The sequence below is a fragment of the Pelomonas lactea genome (genome assembly GCF_043555885.1).
In the GTDB taxonomy this organism is placed as follows: Bacteria; Pseudomonadota; Gammaproteobacteria; order Burkholderiales; family Burkholderiaceae_C; genus Pelomonas; species Pelomonas lactea.
Genome location: NZ_JBIGHX010000004.1, coordinates 88,479 through 105,989, shown reverse-complemented (window position 1 = coordinate 105,989; position 17,511 = coordinate 88,479). Strand labels below are relative to the sequence as shown.

Below are 17,511 nucleotides of genomic sequence, written 5' to 3'. Positions count from 1 at the left end.
GAAAAGCGCCTGCGCGCAGGGCCGCTGCATGGCCCACCTCGCCTCGTTTGATACCCCGCCAGAAGGATTCGTGATGTTCGAGAAAGTCGTCCCCGTCAACCGTGAGCGCCACGCCCGCACCCGCATCAAGGAGATCACGGGTTTCGGTTTCGCGAAGGACTTTCACATCGCCTACCTGACGATGCACGAATTCGCCCGCGCCGCGGCCGTCTACCCCATCGTGTTCGTCGAGGACAAGGAGAAGGACGCGTTCCGCCCCGTGACGCTGCTGGGCCTGGACGCCGGCGAGAACCTGTTCGTGTCGGACGCCGGCAAGTGGGAGGCGAGCTACATCCCCGCCATCATCCGCCGCTACCCCTTCGCGCTGGCCGGCAGCAGCACCGAGGGTCACTTCACGATCTGCCTCGATGAAGGCAGCAGCCTGGTCAGCGTGGACGGCAAGGACGGCGAGGGCAGCCCGCTGTTCGACGACAAGGGCGAGCCCACGCAGGTCATCGAGAACGTCAAGCGCTACTTGGCCGAGCTGCAGCAAATGGACCAGATCACGCTGGAGTTCTCCAAGACGCTGGCCGAGCTGAACATGTTCACGCCGCTGCAGATGCGGGTGCGCGAAGGCGACCGCGAGAAGAACATCGCCGGTTGCTGGGTCGTCAACGAGGAGCGGCTGAACAACCTCTCCAACGACAAGTTCCTGGAGCTGCGCGCCAAGCGCTTCCTGCCGGCCATCTACGCGCAGCTGATGTCGCTGGCGCAGATCGAGCGGCTGATGCAGCTCAAGGACAAGCGCCTCGCGCCCGCAAAGGCAGCCTGATGCCTGCTCGCACCGCGGCCTGGCGCCATGCCCTCGGCGCGGCGGCCGCGGCGGCGGCCTGCACCGGCGCGGCGTTCGCGGGCGCTGACCGCAGCGACGCCCAGCAGACGGGCGAGTTCGGCCCCGCCCCCGTCCGCTACGAGCCCTATGTTCCGCCGCCCAAGCCGGCCGCGCAGCGCCCGGTGCGGCTGGACGCCAAGACGCTGGCCCAGCTCGCGCTGGAGCAGAACGCCGAGGTGCTGTACGCGCGGCTGCAGTCGCGCGTGTCCGAGCAGGCGGCCGAGGCCGAGACGGGCCTGTACATGCCCATCGCCTACGCCAACCTGCGCCGCGAGGGCCGCAACCGCCAGCGCACCGTCGAGGAACGCCTGACGGCCGCCCTGGGCGGCATCACGCGCCTCAACGAGCATGTGCTGGCCGGCGAGGCGGGCGTACGCGTGAAGGCGCCCAGCGGCGCCGAGGTGGCGCTGGCCTGGCGCAGCAACCAGCGCCGCAGCAACGTCATCGCGTCGGCCAGCTTCGCCACCGGCGACTCCGAGGCCACCGGCGCACTGGTGCTGTCGCTGCGCCAGCCGCTGCTGCGCGGCGCCGGGCGCGACGTCGTCGAGACCGACCTGCGCGTCGCCCGCTACGAGCGCGACATCGGCAGCTGGCAGTTCCGCCAGCAGGTGCTGCGCATCGGCAGCGAGGCGCTGTCGGCCTACTGGCAGCTGTGGCGCGCACGCTCGACGCAGGCGCTGCGCCGCGCCGCGCTGGACAACGCGCAGGAGACCGCCGAGGACGTGAAGAGCCGCGTGGACGGCGGCCGCCTGCCGCCCGCCGCGCTGGACGAGGCGACCGCCGTGCTGTCGGCCCGCCGCGCCGAGCTCGCGCGCGGCCAGCAGGCGCTGTTCGACGCCGAGGCCAAGGTGCGCGTGCTGCTGGACCTGCCGCCCGACGACGCCGGCTGGACGCTAGCTGACCCCGAGCTGGACGCACCAGCCCCGGCCCGCGAGCTGGCCGCACTGGCCGAGCGCCTGCCCGACGTCGAGGCCGCCTGGCCGCCGCTGCGCATGGCGCTGCTCAAGCGCGAGCAGGCCGATGCGCGCATGCGCCTGGCCTACAGCAAGAAGCTGCCGGCGCTGGACGTGCAGGCCAGCTACAGCAGCAACAGCCTCACCTACGGGCCGCTGGATGCCGCCATCAAGGCCACGCAGGGCCGCAACCCCGACTGGACCATCGGCGTCGCGATGGAAGTGCCCCTCGGCGGCGACCGCCGCGCGCAGGCCGAGTACCGCGCGCAGCAGCTGCGCGTGGAGCAGTCGGCGCTGGAGGTGCACTCGGTGCGCCAGGCGCTGGCCAGCGACTACTTCAACCGCGCCGCGCAGTTCGGCGAGCTGGGCCGCGAGCTGGCGCAGCTGCGCGAGGAACTGACCGCCCGCGAGCAGCTGGAAGCCGGCGTGCGCGACCAGTTCGCGCTGGGCGCCACGCCGCGCAACCGGCTGCTGCGACTGCAGGCCGACGTGCTGGACGCGCGGCTGCGCTACATCGACGGCGCCAGCCGCTGGGCGCTGGCCCGCGTGGCGCTGCAACTGGTGGACGGCAGCCTGCTGGCCGCCCACGACGTGCAACTCATCGAATGAAAGCCTCTGCCCTCTTCCTCCTCGCCGCTGCCGCAGGCCCCGCGCTGGCGGCCGACTATGTCGGCATCGTCCATGCCCGCCACAAGCTGGCGCTCAGCCTGCCGGTCACCGGCGTCGTCGCCAAGGTGGCGGTGGAGCCGGGCCAGAAGGTGGGCGCCGGCCAGGCGCTGATCCAGCTGGATGACCGCCCGCAGGCGCTGGAGGAGGCGCGCCGCCGCACGCAGGTGGAGGACCAGAGCGAGCTGCGCGCCACCGAAGAGCGCCTGAAGGTCGTGCAGCCGCTGGCCGAGGACGCGCGCAAGCTGGCCGCCAGCCGCGGCGCCCTGAGCCGCGAGGACGCGGCCCGCAACGAGCTGGACTTCATCGCCACGCGCGGCCGGCTGGCGCAGCTGCAGGTGCAGAAGGCGCGCGAGAAGCTGGAGCTGCAGCTGGCCGAGGCCGACCGCCAGCAACGCCGCCTGACCGCGCCGGTGGCCGGCGTCGTGACCAAGGTGGGCATCGATGTCGGCGAATGGGCCAAGCCCGGCGACACGCTGGTGGAGCTGGTGGACGCATCGGTGCTGCACCTGCGCGTCAACCTGCCCGCCGCCGTCGCGCGCAAGCTGAAGGACGGCCAGGCGCTGCCCGTCAGCATCGACGGTGGCGACACGGTGAACGGCAACGTCAGCCTGATCTCGCCGGTGACCGATGCGGCCAGCGGCCTCGTCGAGGTGCGCGTGCGCTTCACCAACACGGGCGGGCGCATCGCGGCGGGCAGCAAGGGCATCGTCAAGCTGGACGGAGGAGCCGCCAAGTGAGCGCCCCCGGTGTCGTGACCGCCCTGCCCGCCTACAGCGCCCGCGAGCTGGTGCTGGCGCTGCACGCGCTGCGCGGCGCCGCCGGCCAGGCCGACTACGCACCGCAGGTCATCGCCGCGCTCGCGCGGCTGATGCGCGCCCAGCAGGGCTGGTGGCTCGCCGAGGCCGCCGGCGCCTGGCGGCTGCTGGCCCAGGCGCACGACGATGCGGCCGCCAGCGACCCGTCGCCCGACCCGCTGCGAGTCGACTTCGGCACCGACCTGGCCGCGCTGGCCCAGCGCGCGCGCACGCAGGGCTTCGCCAGCCTGCCGCAGCGCTCGGCGCAGGGCGCCACGCAGTGGCTGGTGGCCGTGCAGCCCGAGCGCGCGGCCAGCGACCTGTGGCTGCTGTGCCTGCCCGACCGCGAACGGCCGCACCTGAACGAGCTGGTGCTGCGCGCGCAGCTGGTGGCCGACCTGCCCGCGCCGGGCGAAGCGCCCGCCGCGTCGGCCACGCCCGCGGCCGGCGACACGCCGCTGGTGACCTGGGCGCCGCTGCTGGACGCCGTGCTGTTCGCGCAGGCCCACGACGGTTTCGAGCCGGCCACGCTGGCGCTGGTCAACGCGCTGGCCAGCACGCTGGGCGCGCAGCAGGTGGCCTTGGGCTGGCGCGCCGAGGCCGGCGCGGCGCTGCGCCTGGTGGCGCTCAGCCACCGCGACAAGCTGGACCGCTTCGCCCATGCCGTCGTGCTGACCGAGGGCGCGCTGGACGAAGCGCTGGACCATGACGAAGGCCTGCGCGTCGACGCCGTGCAGACCACCGACACACCGGGCACCGAGCTGGCCGGCGTCGAGCGCACCGCGCCGCAGGCGCTGCCCGCGCACCGGCTGCTGCAGCAGTCGCTGGGCAACGTCAGCCTGGCCTCGCTGCCGCTGGCCAGCGGCCACAGCGCACCGCGCGCGGCCCTGCTGATGGTGTTCGACGGCGAACCGCTGCCGGCCGACCAGTTGGCGCGCCTGCGGCTGGCGCTGCGGGCGGCGCTGCCCTGGCTGGAAAGCCTCTACTTCCGCGAACGCGCGCTGACGCTGCGCGCCAGTGACGAGTTGCGCCGCCGCGCGCGGCTGTGGCTGGGGCCGCAGCACCTGGGCCTGAAGCTGGGCGCCGGCGTGGGCGCGCTGGCGCTGCTGGTGGCGCTGTTCGTGGACTGGGACTACCGCGTCGGCGCCAGCGCGCAGTTGGCCACCGACAGCACGCGCATCCTGTCGGCGCAGTTCGATGGCCGCGTGGAGGAAGCGCTGGTCAGCGCCGGCCAGGCCGTCAAGGAAGGCGAGCTGCTGGCGCAGCTGGACGTGCGCGACCTGCAGAACCAGGCCGCCGACGCCCGCGCCGAGGTGCAGCGCTACACCGCCGAGGCCGACAAGGCGCGCGCTTCAGGCGCGCTGGCCGAGGCCGAGGTGGGCAACGCCCGCACGGCGCAGGCGCAGGCCCGGCTGGCGCGCACGGTGGAGCTCATCGAGCTGGCCGCCAACCGCGCGCCGTTCGACGGCGTCGTCGTCGAGGGCGAGAAGCGCGAGCTGCAGGGCGCCCCGGTGCGCAAGGGCGACAAGCTCTACCGCCTGGCCCGCGTCGAGAAGCTGTACGCGACGCTGCAGGTGCCGGAGCGCGACGCCGCGCAGCTGAAGGCCGGCGCTTTAGGCGAGCTGAGCCTGATGACGCGGCCCGACGAGAAGATCCCGCTGCGCGTGGCGGCGGTCATCCCGGTCGCGCAGATCAAGGGCCAGGAAGGCAACCAGTTCATGGTGCGCGCCGAGCTGCTGTCCAAGCCGGCGGACTGGTGGCGGCCCGGCATGAGCGGCAACGCCCGCATCGAGGCCGGCCCGCGCCGCATCATCTGGGTGCTGACGCATCGGCTCGTCGACCAGCTGCGGCTGTGGCTGTGGTGGTGACGGCATGGCGACTCCACGCCCGTCCACTGCCCAGCGCGACCGCCGTTCGCAGCGAGGTATTGTTCTTCCCCCCTCTGAGCTCGCCGAGGAACGGAAGGTCTTGAGGGCGTGCGCGCAGCGCACTTCAAGAACTGACTCCGTGCGGCTGTCTGACCGGAGCGTAGCGGAGGGAGTTCCGCACGGGCCCTCAAGGCCTGAGTACCGCAGGGCACCCCGAGCAACGCGAGGGGCGGGCGGATCGGGGGCGCTTTCTTTGCCTACTTTCTTGTGCGCACAAGAAAGTAGGTCGCCCGCCGGGGCGAACTCCCGGCATGGGCCTTGCCACTCACCCGACGGCGGAGTTGCAGGATGACCCAGGGCACCCTCTCCGACAGCTGGTACCAGGTCGCCCAGTCGCGCGTCGCGCTGCTGCCCACCGTGGAAGCCCAGGCCCAGCGCTACCGCGGCCAGCCCTGGGTGCTGCTGGAAGACGGCTACTCACACCGCTTCTACCGCGTCACGCCGCAGGCCTACGAATTCCTGCGCGCCCTCGACGGGGACAGAACCGTCGACGAGGTCTGGCAGGACCTGGCCCGCCGCCACCCCGAGGGCACGCCCGGCCAGGAGGAGGTCGTGCGGCTGCTGTCGCAGCTGCACCTGTCCAGCCTGCTGTTCTTCCGCGAGCAGCCGCATGCCGACGCCATCTCCGAGCGGCTGCAGAAACAGCGCTCGCGCGAGTTCATCGGCAAGTTGCTGTCGTTCATGTTCTGGCGCTTCCCGCTGTTCGGGCTGGACAAATACCTGGACCGCATGCTGCCGTTCATCCGTGCCTGCACGGGCCGCGTCGCGGGGGCCGTCTGGCTGGCCGTCGTGGCCTGGGGCGCGGCGACGGCGTTCGAGCACACGGGTGCCATCGGCAACGGCAGCGAGGGGCTGCTGTCGCTGTCCAACCTGCCGTGGCTGTACCTCGCGACAACGATGGTCAAGGTGGTGCACGAACTGGCACACGCCTTCGTCTGCAAGCGCTACGGCGGGCAGGTGCCCACCTTCGGCGTCATGGTGCTGGTGCTGGCGCCGCTGCCCTACGTGGACGCGTCGGCGAGCTGGGGCCTGCGCAACAAATGGCAGCGCGCCTACGTGGGCGCGGCCGGCATGCTGGCCGAGCTGTTCCTGGCCGCCATCGCCTGCGTCGTGTGGGCGTCCACCGCTGACGGCACCGTGCACAGCATGGCCTTCAACGTGATGATCGTCGGCTCGCTGTCCAGCCTGATCTTCAACGGCAACCCGCTGCTGCGCTACGACGCGTACTACATCCTGTCCGACCTGGTGGAGATGCCCAACCTCTACCAGAAGGCCCAGGCGCAGTGGCTGCATTACGGCTCGAAGTACCTGTTCGGCCAGCGCGAGCACCCCGAGCCCGCGCAGGACCGCCACGAGCGCGTCTGGTTCACCGTCTACGGCGCGCTGGCGTTCGGCTACCGCTGGGTCGTCACGCTGGGCGTGCTGGCCTACGTGACGGACCAATGGTTCGGCGTCGGCGTCGTCATGGCCGTCACCACCGTCATCACCATGCTGCTGATGCCGGCCGCCAAGCTCTGGGCCTGGCTGCGCATGGCCTCGGGCACGCTGCGCACGCGTGCCTTCGCGGCCATGGGCGCGATGGTGCTGGGGCTGTGGCTGCTGCTGTTCGTGCTGCCGCTGCCGCATGCGCTGCGCCTGCCAGGCGTGCTGGAAGCGCGCCAGAGCAGCCCGCTGTACCTGCCCATCGCCGCGCGGCTGCAGGAGATGCCGGTGCGCCACGGCCAGCGCGTCAGCAAGGGCGAGCTGCTGGCCCGCTTCGACAGCCCCGAGCTGGCGCTGCAGCTGGACCTCATCCAGGGCCAGATCGCCGAGACCCGCGCCCAGCTGGGCCTGGCGCTCAGCGGCGTGCCGGCCGAGGTGGGCCCCATGCAGGCCCGGCTGGACGCGTTGAACGCCCGCCTCGTCGAGACCGAGAAGCTGCTCGCATCGCTGGTGCTGCGCGCGCCGCAGGACGGCGAGTGGGTGGCGCCGCAGCTGCACGAGCGCCTGGGCGCCTGGGTGGACCGCGCGCAGCCCGTCGGCGAGGTGGTGGACCGCAGCGCGCTGCGCTTTGCCGCCGTGCTGCCGCAGGCCGACGCCGCCGAGCTGAGCGCGCTGCCGCCGGCGGCGCAGTCCGAGCTGCGGCTGGCCGGCCGCCGCGGCGAGGCGCTGCACCTGGCCAGCCTGCGCATGGTGCCCTACCAGCGCCAGCGGCTGATGTCGCCGTCGCTGGGCTTCGGCGGTGGCGGCGACGTGGCCATCCGCCCCGACGACAGCACCGGCACGACGGCGGCCGAGGCCTTCTTCGAGATCCAGGCCGAGTTCGCGCCGCAGGGCTTGCCGGCCGACCTGGCGATGCACGGCATGAGCGGCGTGCTGCGCGTTCCGGTCACCGCCAAGCCACTGGGCAGCCGGCTGTGGGCCGGCTTCCAGCAACTGCTGCAGCACCGCTATGGCCTCTGACCTGACGCTGGCCCCGCCCTGGTGTCCGCCGCGGGAGCGGCAGCCGGCGCCGCGCGGCCTGGCGCCTCGGCCGGCCGAGCGCGCAGCCGAGGTGGCCGCGCTGCGCACCGCCGTGGACGCTGCGCTGCCCCACGTGTTCGACCCCGCCGCCAGCCTGCGCGATGCCGGCCACGCGCTGCGCCGCGCGCTGAACCGCGAGGACACCGCCGCCGAACACGCCGCGCTGGCCCAGGGCCTGGCCGCGGCGCAGGCCGCCTGGCAGCTGCCGCCCGCCCTCGTCGATGCCGCCTGCCACCTCGTGCTGCAAGGCGCCGTGCCACTGCCGCGCGCGGCGGAACGCCACCCGGCGCTGGCGCTGGCCGCCGCCGCCTGGGCCGCGTCGGGCCGCCCCTGCATGCTGGTGACGGCCGACGACGAGGCCGCCGCGCAGGCCAGCCGCGCGCTGCTGCCACGGTTCACCGCGCTGGGGCTGAACGCGGCGCCCGCCGGCTCCGACGCCAACGGCGCCGCGCTGCGCCGCGCCTACGCGACCGACGTCGTCATCGTGCCGGCGCGCCGCCTGGCCGCCGACCTGGCCCGCGACCGCCGCGAGCGCGGCAGCGGCGACGCGCAGCGCCTGGAGGCCCGGCTGCAGGGCGAGGCCGGCGCGGGCCTGCTCGTCACGCGCGGCGTGTTCGCCGTGCTCATCGACGAGCTGGACCGCGTGCTGTTCGACGACGCCGTGAACCCCGTGCTGCTGTCCGTGCCCGACGACAGCACCGCGCTGGGCGAGGCCCTACTGCAGGCGCGCCACGCCGTGGACGCGCTGCAGGCCGCACAGCACTACACGCTCAGCGCCGAACAAGGGCTGTGGTGGACGCCGGCCGGCGCCACGCTGGCCACCGAGCTCATCGCGCAGCTGCCGCCGCTGTGGCGCCAGACCGAGCGCGGCGAGTGGCTGCTGCGCCAGGCACTGGCGGTGCGCGACCTGCTGCAGCCCGGGCGCGACTACACCGTCGCCGGCCCGCAGGTGCACCTGGACGACAGCATCGGCCGCACGCTGCCCGACCGCACGCTGATGCCCCACCTCACGCAGGCCGTGCAGGCCCGTGCTGGCCTCGCGCTCAGCCCCGTCACGCGCGCCACCGATCGCACCAGCGTGTTGGGCCTGGCCGCCAGCGCCCACCGGCTGGGTGGCGCCGCCGTCGATCTCCAGGGCCTCGCAGCGCCGCTGTGGCGCCAGCACGGCCTGCTGGCTGCACCGGCCAAGGCCGAAGCGCCGTTGCGGACCCGTTCAGAGGCCTGCGCTGACGATGCCGCCTGGCAGGCCCGCATCCAGGCCGCCTTCGGTGCGCCGGCCGGCGTGCACCGGCTGTTCGTATTGCGCCAGCTCGCGTCGGCCGCGCGCTTTGCCGACCTGCCCGGCGCCAAGGCCGAGGCCTGGGTGCTGGCCGGGCTGGGCCCGCAGCGCGTGCTCGCGCAGCGGCGCGAGGCCGACGAGGCCGAAGGCCGGGCGCCGGCCACGCGGATCGAGGTGCTGTTCATCGAGCCGCTGGAAGGCCCGCGCGCGGAAGCCCAGTTCCTCGCCCGTGTGCGGGACGCCGCGCCCGACGCCGCCATCGACGCCTGTGTGCTGCTGCACCCTCAGGCCCGCTGGGTCGAGCAGGCGCTGGGCCCGCTGGCCGGCGCGCTGCGCGCGGCCTGCCGCGGGTGGCCCGCACGCGCGGCCCGGCTGCTGGATGTCACGCTGGCGCTGCTACGCTGGCAGACGACCCGGCAGCAGGCCCGATCCCTGCATGCCCAGGCGCAGCGCGAGCACCAGCTCAAGCTGCAGCTCTCCTTTGCCGGCGCCTCGGCCGCGCCGCCCCCACCGACGCCAGAACCCTCCAGGAGGACGCCATGACCCTGTCCCACCGCCCGGCCCCGCGCCCGCTCGCCGCCCCGCCCGCCCCCGCCGGCCGTGCAGCCCGAAGCCTGTCGCCCGTCGCCCTCGCCGGCCTGCTTGGCGCCGCCGCGCTGCTGGGCGGCTGCGGCGGCGGCGGTGGCGGTGGTGGCAGCACGCCGCCCCCGCCCCCGCCGCCCAAGGGCCCGCTGACGGTGACCGTGGACCCGGCACTGGCCGGCTCGCCGCTGAACCTCAAGATCACGCTGGCCGCCGGCGCCACCGGCCCGGCCGACGTCCTCTACTCCACCGCCGCCGTCACCGCCACCACCGGCGACGCCACCGGCGGCGACCGCTGCAACAGCGTCGGCGTGGACTACATCAGCGCCACCCGCGCCACCGCCACCGTGCCGGCCGGCGCCAGCAGCGTGACCGTGCCCATCACGACCTGCGCCAACACCACGTTCGAGCCCAACGAGCGGCTGGACATCACGACCGAGTTCGAAGGCCGCACGACGACCAACCGCGCGAGCATCGTCAACACCTTCGCCGGCGGCCTGAACGACACGGGCATCACGCAGTGCCTGAACAAGGCCAACGCGCTGGGCGCCTGCTCGGCCACCGACATCGCCGGCCAGGACGCCGCGACCGGCCGCGACGCCAGCACGCTGACCAACGACGGCGCCGACGGCCGCGTCGGCTTCTCGTTCACCGCCACCAGCGGCGGCGCCTGCGTGCAGGACCAGGTCACCGGCCTGCTGTGGGACGCCACCTCCGCCACCGCCAACACGCTGGCCGCCGCGCAGGTGCAGGCCGATGCCGCCAACGCCGCCAACCGCTGCGGCCGCACCGACTGGCGCCTGCCCACGCCAGCCGAACTGGCCAGCCTGGTGGACGCCGGCGTGACGACCGGCGCGCGCATCGATGCCAAGCTGGGCACCACGGCCGCCGTGCCGTCGTGGACCGGCACCGCCTACGCCGGCGACACGCGCGCCAACTGGGTGGTGGACTTCGGCTCCGGCGCCGTCGCGTTCGAGCCCGGCACCAACCCGCTGGGCAAGACCTTCGCGGCCCGCCTGGTGGCCGGCACCGCCGCGGCCGACGCCGACTGCGACAACACCACCACGCCGCGCTACACCGACCACGGCAACGGCACCGTCACCGACACCCGCACGGGGCTGATGTGGATGCAGTGCGTGGACGGCCTGTCCGGCGCCAGCTGCGGCACCGGCACGGCGACGACGCACGCCAGCTTCTCGGCCGCGCTGGCCCGCGCCACCGCCGTCAACGCCGACGCGGCCGGCGCCGGCAAGACCTACAACGACTGGCGCGTGCCCAACCGCAACGAGCTGGCCTCGCTGGTGAACTGGCGCTGCAGCAGCCCGGCCATCCAGCGCACGCGCTTCCCCGGCACGCCGAGCAGCAGCGTGTGGACGTCATCCGCCGCCACCGTGGCCGGCTTCGTCTGGTACGTGGACTTCACGGACGGCAACGTGGGCCTGTCCGGCAGCACGGGCAACCGCGTGTTGAGGCTGGTGCGCGCGGGCCAGTAACGCGGCCCTCCAGGCGCCGCCGCTGCGGCGGCGCTCAGTCCGTCGCGTCCAGCACCTGGCGCACGCGCGTGCCCAGCTCCTCCAGCGTGAACGGCTTGCCGATCAGGTGGACGCCGGGGTCGAGGACGCCGTTGTGCACCACGGCATTGCGCGTGTAGCCGGTCGTGAACAACACCTTCAGCGCGGGCCGGCGGCGGCGCGCCTCATCGCCCAGCTTGCGGCCGTTCAGGCCCGGCATGACGACGTCGGTGAACAGCAGCGCGATGTCCGGATGGCTGTCCAGCAGCTTCAGCGCGGCCTCGGCGCCGTCGGCCTCCAGCACGCCGTAGCCCAGTTCCTGCAGCGCCTCGACGGACATCTGCCGCACCACCGCCTCGTCCTCCACGACCAGCACCAGCTCGCGGCCATCGCCCTGCGGGATGACGGCCTCCGCCGCGCCGCCCGCGCGGTCGTCGTACGCGCCCAGCAACCGCGGCATGTACAGCTTGACCGTGGTGCCCTGGCCCAGCTCGGAGTAGATGCGCACGTGGCCGCCGGACTGCTTGACGAACCCGTAGACCTGGCTCAGCCCCAGCCCCGTGCCGCGGCCGACCTCCTTGGTCGTGAAGAAGGGATCGAACGCCTTGGCGACGACCTCCGGCGGCATGCCGGTGCCGGTGTCGGTCACGGCGATCATCACGTACTGGCCCGGCTGCAGCCCGGGGTGCTCGGCGACGTAGCGCTCGTCGAGGTGGCAGTTGGCGGTCTCGATGGTCAGCCGCGCATCCCCGGCCACGTCGTCCATCGCATCACGGCCGTTGACGGCCAGGTTGAGGATGGCGCTTTCGAGCTGGTTGGGATCGGCATGCGTGCGCCACAGGCCACCGGCCTGCACGGTCTCCAGCCGGATGGCGCCGCCCAGCGAGTGGCGCAGCAGGTCGGACATGCCGGCGACGAGCTGGTTGACGTCCAGCGGCTCGGGCTGCAGCGGCTGCTGGCGCGAGAAGGCCAGCAGCCGCTGCGTGAGCTGGGCGGCACGGCGAGCGCCGTTGCGGGCGGCGTCGACGTAGCGCATGGCCTGCGGATCGGCGCGCAGGAACTTGCGGTCCAGCAGGTCCAGCGAGCTGATGACGACGGCCAGCATGTTGTTGAAGTCGTGGGCGATGCCGCCGGTCAGCTGCCCGACGGCCTCCATCTTCTGCGACTGCCGCAGCGCCTCCTCCGCCTTCAAGCGGTCGGCCACCTCGGCCTGGACGCGGCGCTCCAGCGTGTCATTGAGCTCGCGCAGCGCGATCTCGGCGCGGTGCCGGGCGGTCACGTCCTGGAACAGCACGGCCACCTGCCGCTTGCTCGGCGGCTCGATGCGGAAGGCGGCCAGCTCCAGGTAGCGCCCCGTGGCCACCAGCTCGCGCTCGAAGCGCACCGGCTCGCCGGTCACCAGCACGCGGCGGTAGATCTCCACCCAGCCCTCGGCCTCGTTGGGCACCATCTCGCGCACCTTCTGGCCCACCACATCGGGAATGCCCGCATTGGCCAGGTAGGCCGGGTTGGCGGACACATGCACGTAGTCGCTCATGGGGCCGTGCGGGCCGTCCAGGAACTCGATGACGCAGAAGCCCTCGTCGATGCGCTCGAACAGCGCCTGGTACTGCTGCTCGCGCTCGCGCAGCGCTGCCTCGGCCGCCTTGCGCTCGGACAGGTCGAGCATCGCGCCGATCATGCGCACCGCCACGCCGCTGGCGTCGCGCAGCACGGAGCCGCGGTCAAAGATGTGGGCGTAGCTGCCGTCCGCGCGCAGGAAGCGGTACTCGCCGGTCCAGGCCGTCCCGGTGCCGTCGATGATGGCGTGGATGTCGGCGTCGACGCGCGCCCGGTCGTCAGGGTGGATGTGATCCAGCCACCACTGGGCTGTAGTCTGCAGCTGCGGGTGACCGAACAGCTCGGTCAGCGCCGGGCTCCAGACGACGTGGCCATCGGCCAGGCGCCAGTCCCAGATCGCGTCGTTGGTGGCCAGCATGGCCAGCCGGTAGCGGTCGGCGATCGACGCACTGCTGCCCTCGGGAACGTCGGTGTAGGGCATGCTCGATGAGCCTCAGCTGAGTTCCGGCCAGTATCACACGCGGCCTTCGCGATGGCCCGGCGATCAGGCGTCCTTGCGTTTCCTGACGCGCTCCAGCCCGGCCCGGGCCAGGTCCACCGACCGCTTGGCCACGTCCTGCACCTGGCCGGCGGCGACGGGCAGCGTCTGCTGCGCCCACGACACCGCCTTGCGGGCCGACTGCTCCACCTGGGCCGCGGCCTCGCCGGCCGCGGCCTGGAGTTCCTGCTGGGACGGCAGGCGCTCGCGCGTCCAGCCGGCGGCCTCGCGGGCCGTCTGCCCGAGCTGCCCGAGCTGTTCGGCGGCCTTGCCGGCGCCCGCCCGCGCGCTGTCCCAGGCCTTGGTCAACGCCGTGTCCGGCGTCTGCTGCAGCCGCCCGACGGCGGCCGCCAGCGCCTGCGCCTCGGCCTCGGTCAGCGGCCCGCCGGCCTCCAGCAAGCGGCGCAGGAACTCGCCCACATCGGCCGCGATGGCAGCCTGGTTGCAGTCCGGGTTGGCATGCAGGAAGGTGGCCAGTTCCGCCGCCATGTCCTCCACGCTGCCCTGCAACACGCCGGGCTCGATCTGCTCGATGGCGCGCGCCACGAAGGCAGCGTCCAGGCCCCACTCGTCGACCAGGTGGGACGTGAGCGCCGCCCGCTCGGCCGGCTCGACCTGGCCGTCCACCGCCGCCATCCGCAGCGCCAGCGGCGCGATGAGGTCGAACAGCGCCAGGCCCAGCGTGTCCAGCGGCGTGTTCAGGAACCGGGGGATCTCGATGACGCGCTCGCCCTTGGTGTTCCCCAGCCAGCGGTACAGGCCGTAGCAGGCGCCGCCCGAGGCCAGCGCGGCGATCGCCACCCAGCCCACCGGCGTGGCCGCCGCGCCGAGCCCCAGCGCCGCCGCCTTGGCCAGCGCCGCGCCACCGCCAGCGGCGCCCAGCACGTCCCAGATCTCGCGGGTGCGGTTGATCATGCGCAGCGACGCGTAGGCGTTCTCGCCGATGGCCAGCTTGGCCTTGAAGCGCAGCGGCTCGGCGACGACTTGCGTGACGCCTTCGAGCGCGGTCCCGGATTCGGTGGGGATCACTGACAGCTCCTTACTAGGGGTCGCCGAGCATAGTGCGGGGCCCGTGTCGATACGTCAGCAGCAAAGACAATCGGCCCCCCCACTCCAGCACACTACGCCATGAGCATCATTGCCTACTACGTCCATGTTGATGGAGCACAGCTTCAAGCGGTGCGTGAACAGCCGGCGCTGGTCTGGAACATCAACAGCGACCCGAAATTTGCCAAAGCCGCCCTTTTCGACATCGACAAGGATTACGACGTGCTGGCATGGCTTCTTTCTGAGAAGAAGAGGAAGGAGCAGGTTCGACAAGTCGCGAACTATCAAGCCATCCGGCGTGACATCGCATCCGGCAAGAGCTTGGACAAAGCTGAGTTTGATCGCGTCGAAGCGGAGGAACTTGAAAGGCTCGGGGCCAAGCCGGAAGACACCGATGCGCTCCCCACAGACGCCGCCCTTGAAGCCATCGAAGGGCGTGGTACGCCTTCGCAGCGCGATCCGAAGCTGAACCTCGGCATGGGCGCCGCACGTTTGTTCAAGCCAGAGGAGGTCAAGAAGCTTTCAGCGGCCTTGAACAGAGTTCGCGACGCCGACCTTCGCAGAACCTTCGACCGCAAAACGATGGCGAAGCTGGACGTCGGCGGCATCGGCTGGCTGCAGGAGCCTGACTCTGTGCTGGACGAGTTCCTCATCCCGGCATTCCATAGGCTTCGCGCGTTCTATGCCGACGCGGCCAAGCGGGGCCATTACGTTTTTGTCGTCTACCAATAGCCTCGGGAAGTTCACGTCACCGGCGCCGGATTGAACAGCACCAGCGCGTTGTGCAGCTTCCAGTGCTCGGCCCAGGTCTTCTTGCGGCCCGAGGCCACATCGAGCAGGAACTGGAACATGGCCCAGCCGGTCTCCTCGATGGTCGCCTCGCCGTCGGCGATGCGGCCGGCGTTGATGTCCATCAGGTCGTGCCAGCGACGTGCCAGGTCGGTGCGCGTGGCGACCTTCACCACCGGGCATTCGGCCAGGCCGTAGGGCGTGCCGCGGCCGGTGGTGAAGATGTGCAGGTTCATGCCGGCGGCCAGCTGCAGCGTGCCGCAGATGAAGTCACTGGCCGGCGTGGCGGCATAGACGAGGCCGCGCTGGTCGCGCCGCAGCTTGTCGCCCGGCGACAGCACATGGCTGATGGCCGAGCTGCCGCTCTTGATGATGGAGCCCATCGCCTTCTCGGCGATGTTGGACAGGCCGCCAGCCTTGTTGCCGGGCGTGGTGTTGGCGGCGCGGTCGACGCGGCCGCGGTCCAGGTAGCGGTCGTACCAGCCCAGCTCGCGGATGATGGCCTCGGCCACATCCGCGCTGGCGGCGCGGCCGGTGAGCTGCTCGACGGCGTCGCGCACCTCGGTGTTCTCGCTGAACATGATGGTGGCGCCGGCGCGCACCAGCAGGTCGGCGCAGAAACCCACGGCCGGGTTGGCCGTCACGCCGGAGAAGGCGTCGCTGCCGCCGCACTGCACGCCGACGACCAGCTCACTCGCGGGTACGGTCTCGCGGCGGCGAGCGTTCAGGCGCTCCAGATGCGGCTTCGCGGTCTGCAGGATGTCGTCCAGCATGGACATGAAGCCCACGTGCGCGTCGTCCTGCAGGCAGACCGTCTCGGGGCCGGCGTCGGCGCCGCGCTCGTCCACGATGGGGAAGCTACCGGGCGGCAGCAGGCGGCTGGGCTGCAGCTTCTCGCAGCCCAGGCTCACCACCATGACCTCACCGCCGAAGTTGGGGTTCAGCGAGATGTTCTTCAGCGTGCGGATGGGGATGACGGCGTCCGGCGCGTCGATGGCCACGCCGCAGCCGTAGCTGTGCTCCAGGCCGATGACGTCGTCGACGTGGGGGTACAGCGGCAGCAGCTCGGCCTTGATGCGCGCCACGGCCTGCGCGACGACGCCGGCCACGCATTGCACGGTGGTCGTGATGGCCAGGATGTTGCGCGTGCCCACCGAGCCGTCGGCATTGCGGTAGCCCTCGAAGGTGTAGCCGTCCAGCGGCGCGTGCACCGGCGGCTTCACGGTGGCGATGGGCAGGCCTTCCAGCGCGCGGGCCGACGGCATCTGCAGCAGCCGCTCATGCACCCAGCTGCCGGCGGGGATGGCTGTCAGCGCATAGCCGATGGGCACGCCGTAGCGCAGCACGGCGTCGCCCTCGGTCAGGTCGCTCAGCGCTAGCTTGTGTCCTTGCGGCACCTTGTCCCGCAACACCAGACCGGCGCCAGGCACGCCGGCCGGCAGCACGGTGCCCGCCGGCAACCCGCCGTCATTGGCGACGATGGCGACGTTGTCCACGTCACGCATGCGGATGGTCAGCGGGGAGCGTTGGGGGGAATGGGCATTCATGTCCGGCAGCGGAGTGGCTAAAGTGCGTGGCGCCGTACGTCTTCGAGTTGTCGTACAACTGCATCACTGTAGACGCCTTGCCTGCGTCAAAACCCCGGGAAAACCCGCAATTGCACGCTCCTATCCCTCGCCGCCGGCCGCGCACGCTGGCCCTCGAACTGGTCGAACGCTTCAGTGACCGCATCCGTGCCGGGGAACTGCAGGCCGGCGACAAGCTGCCTACCGAAGCGGCCATCATGGAGGAGTTCGAGGTCAGCCGCACCGTCGTGCGCGAGGCGATCTCCAAGCTGCAGGCGGCCGGGCTCGTCGAGACGCGCCACGGCATCGGCACCTTCGTGCTGGGCCCGGGCGACGGCCCGTCGTTCAAGATCACGCCGGAGCAGTTCAGCACGCTGCAGGACGTCATCGCGGTGCTGGAGCTGCGCATCGGCCTGGAGACCGAGGCCGCCGGCCTGGCCGCGTTGCGCCGCACGGATGCCAACCTGGCGTCGCTGCGCCGCGCGCTGGATGCGGTGATCGCCGCCGTTGAGGCCGGGCAGGACTCGGTGGCCGCGGACTTCCAGTTCCACCTGGAAATCGCCCGCGCGACGCAGAACACGCATTTCGCAGAGCTCATGGCGACACTGGGCGCCCAGATCATCCCGCGGGCCCGGCTGGAGCCGGCCGCCGAGATGAGCGCCGAACGCCAGGCCTACATGCGGCGCGTGAACCAGGAGCACGAAAACATCCTGGACGCCATCGCCGGCCAGGACGCCGAATCGGCCCGCGCCGCCATGCGCACCCACCTGAGCAACAGCCGCGAGCGCCGCCGCCGCGCGCAAACCGCGCTCGCGTAAGACACCGCAATCCGCGGGTTTCCACCAGGAAGCTCAGATTCCATTCAAGTTGTACGATGACCTACAACTGATGCGATGACACTCGCCGCGCCGATGCTGCGCCCC

Annotated in this window: 12 protein-coding genes; 9 read left to right on the top strand and 3 right to left on the bottom strand. The window is 72.3% G+C overall.

Going from position 1 to position 17,511, the window contains the following annotated elements; genetic code table 11:
- Nucleotides 1-73: 73 nt before the first annotated feature.
- The 7 genes from ACG04Q_RS13390 (at nucleotide 74) to ACG04Q_RS13360 (ending at nucleotide 11,071) form a co-directional block, all read left to right on the top strand.
- Entirely contained in the window at nucleotides 74-811 is a 738-nt protein-coding gene (locus ACG04Q_RS13390) for a SapC family protein (protein WP_394511434.1), read from the top strand.
- On the top strand, nucleotides 811-2,433 hold the full coding sequence (locus ACG04Q_RS13385; RefSeq protein WP_394511433.1) for a TolC family protein: 1,623 nt from the start codon (nucleotides 811-813) through the stop codon (nucleotides 2,431-2,433). The genes ACG04Q_RS13390 and ACG04Q_RS13385 overlap by 1 nt, the downstream gene beginning before the upstream one ends.
- Entirely contained in the window at nucleotides 2,430-3,230 is an 801-nt protein-coding gene (locus tag ACG04Q_RS13380; protein ID WP_394511432.1) for an efflux RND transporter periplasmic adaptor subunit, read from the top strand. The genes ACG04Q_RS13385 and ACG04Q_RS13380 overlap by 4 nt, the downstream gene beginning before the upstream one ends.
- A complete protein-coding gene (locus tag ACG04Q_RS13375) occupies nucleotides 3,227-5,155 on the top strand; it encodes an efflux RND transporter periplasmic adaptor subunit (RefSeq protein ID WP_394511431.1) in 1,929 nt (642 codons plus the stop codon). Before ACG04Q_RS13380 ends, ACG04Q_RS13375 begins: the two co-directional genes overlap by 4 nt.
- Nucleotides 5,156-5,503: 348 nt before the next feature.
- Nucleotides 5,504-7,657 (top strand): PqqD family peptide modification chaperone, encoded by a 2,154-nt coding sequence (locus ACG04Q_RS13370; protein ID WP_394511430.1) that lies wholly within the window; start codon nucleotides 5,504-5,506, stop codon nucleotides 7,655-7,657.
- Nucleotides 7,647-9,539, top strand: a complete 1,893-nt coding sequence (locus tag ACG04Q_RS13365; RefSeq protein ID WP_394511429.1) for a preprotein translocase subunit SecA — start codon at nucleotides 7,647-7,649, stop codon at nucleotides 9,537-9,539. Before ACG04Q_RS13370 ends, ACG04Q_RS13365 begins: the two co-directional genes overlap by 11 nt.
- Complete coding sequence (locus ACG04Q_RS13360; protein WP_394511428.1) at nucleotides 9,536-11,071, top strand: Lcl C-terminal domain-containing protein; 1,536 nt, start codon at nucleotides 9,536-9,538, stop codon at nucleotides 11,069-11,071. Before ACG04Q_RS13365 ends, ACG04Q_RS13360 begins: the two co-directional genes overlap by 4 nt.
- Nucleotides 11,072-11,105: 34 nt before the next feature.
- On the opposite strand, the gene ACG04Q_RS13355 is transcribed toward ACG04Q_RS13360, so the two are convergent.
- Complete coding sequence (locus tag ACG04Q_RS13355) at nucleotides 11,106-13,130, bottom strand: PAS domain-containing protein (protein ID WP_394511427.1); 2,025 nt, start codon at nucleotides 13,128-13,130, stop codon at nucleotides 11,106-11,108.
- Nucleotides 13,131-13,193: 63 nt separating this feature from the next.
- On the bottom strand, nucleotides 13,194-14,216 hold the full coding sequence (locus ACG04Q_RS13350; protein ID WP_394511426.1) for a hypothetical protein: 1,023 nt from the start codon (nucleotides 14,214-14,216) through the stop codon (nucleotides 13,194-13,196).
- Between the two features lie 99 nt (nucleotides 14,217-14,315).
- On the opposite strand from ACG04Q_RS13350, the gene ACG04Q_RS13345 reads away from it, so the two are divergent.
- Nucleotides 14,316-14,966 carry a DUF1877 family protein gene (locus ACG04Q_RS13345; protein WP_394511425.1) on the top strand — a complete coding sequence of 217 codons (651 nt, stop codon included), beginning with the start codon at nucleotides 14,316-14,318 and terminating at the stop codon, nucleotides 14,964-14,966.
- Between the two features lie 11 nt (nucleotides 14,967-14,977).
- Here ACG04Q_RS13345 and garD read toward each other — a convergent pair whose 3' ends face one another.
- Nucleotides 14,978-16,570, bottom strand: a complete 1,593-nt coding sequence (garD, locus tag ACG04Q_RS13340) for a galactarate dehydratase (protein ID WP_394511424.1) — start codon at nucleotides 16,568-16,570, stop codon at nucleotides 14,978-14,980.
- A gap of 110 nt (nucleotides 16,571-16,680) precedes the next feature.
- On the opposite strand from garD, the gene ACG04Q_RS13335 reads away from it, so the two are divergent.
- Entirely contained in the window at nucleotides 16,681-17,406 is a 726-nt protein-coding gene (locus ACG04Q_RS13335) for a FadR/GntR family transcriptional regulator (RefSeq protein ID WP_394511423.1), read from the top strand.
- Nucleotides 17,407-17,511: the final 105 nt, after the last annotated feature.

Excerpts from the sequence above, each read along its gene's own strand:
- ACG04Q_RS13345 (WP_394511425.1), top strand. The coding sequence starts at position 14,316 with ATGAGCATCATTGCCTACTACGTCCATGTTGATGGAGCACAGCTTCAA.
- ACG04Q_RS13370 (WP_394511430.1), top strand. The coding sequence starts at position 5,504 with ATGACCCAGGGCACCCTCTCCGACAGCTGGTACCAGGTCGCCCAGTCG.
- ACG04Q_RS13355 (WP_394511427.1), bottom strand. The coding sequence starts at position 13,130 with ATGCCCTACACCGACGTTCCCGAGGGCAGCAGTGCGTCGATCGCCGAC.
- garD (WP_394511424.1), bottom strand. The coding sequence starts at position 16,570 with ATGAATGCCCATTCCCCCCAACGCTCCCCGCTGACCATCCGCATGCGT.
- ACG04Q_RS13385 (WP_394511433.1), top strand. The coding sequence starts at position 811 with ATGCCTGCTCGCACCGCGGCCTGGCGCCATGCCCTCGGCGCGGCGGCC.
- ACG04Q_RS13380 (WP_394511432.1), top strand. The coding sequence starts at position 2,430 with ATGAAAGCCTCTGCCCTCTTCCTCCTCGCCGCTGCCGCAGGCCCCGCG.
- ACG04Q_RS13390 (WP_394511434.1), top strand. The coding sequence starts at position 74 with ATGTTCGAGAAAGTCGTCCCCGTCAACCGTGAGCGCCACGCCCGCACC.
- ACG04Q_RS13365 (WP_394511429.1), top strand. The coding sequence starts at position 7,647 with ATGGCCTCTGACCTGACGCTGGCCCCGCCCTGGTGTCCGCCGCGGGAG.
- ACG04Q_RS13360 (WP_394511428.1), top strand. The coding sequence starts at position 9,536 with ATGACCCTGTCCCACCGCCCGGCCCCGCGCCCGCTCGCCGCCCCGCCC.